Raw genomic sequence first — 397 nt, forward strand, 5'->3', positions numbered from 1 at the left:
CCCCCCCCCCCCCCCCCCCCCCCCCCCCCCCCCCCCCCCCCCCCCCCCCCCCCCCCCCCCCCCCCCCCCCCCTCTCCGACCCGGCGCCCCCCGAGCTCTACACTGTTCGCATTTCGTCGGCAGCGTCAGATGTGTATAAGAGACAGGTCCGCGCAGGCGGCCGCGCAGTTCGATGCGGAGGCAGGGCAGACGCATTCGGCGGTGGCGCCGGCTGCAAGGAAGTCCGGCGCGCAGGCCGTGCCTGCACCCCTGTCTCTTATACACATCTCCGAGCCCACGAGACGCTGACGTTGATCTCGTATGCCGGCTGCTGCTGGTCAGAGGGGGGGGGGGGGGGGGGGGGGGGGGGGGGGGGGGGGGGGGGGGGGGGGGGGGGGGGGGGGGGGGGGGGGGGGGG

The 397-nt window shown here is 78.1% G+C and carries 1 protein-coding gene; it reads left to right on the forward strand.

Annotation, left to right across the window (positions count from 1 at the left end):
• On the forward strand, positions 1 to 288 hold a 288-nt coding region (locus JHD82_RS29115), incomplete at its 5' end, for a hypothetical protein (protein WP_233174961.1).
• Positions 289 to 397: the final 109 nt, after the last annotated feature.

Source organism: Delftia sp. ASV31 (assembly GCF_016428765.1).
Lineage (GTDB): Bacteria > Pseudomonadota > Gammaproteobacteria > Burkholderiales > Burkholderiaceae_C > Comamonas > Comamonas acidovorans.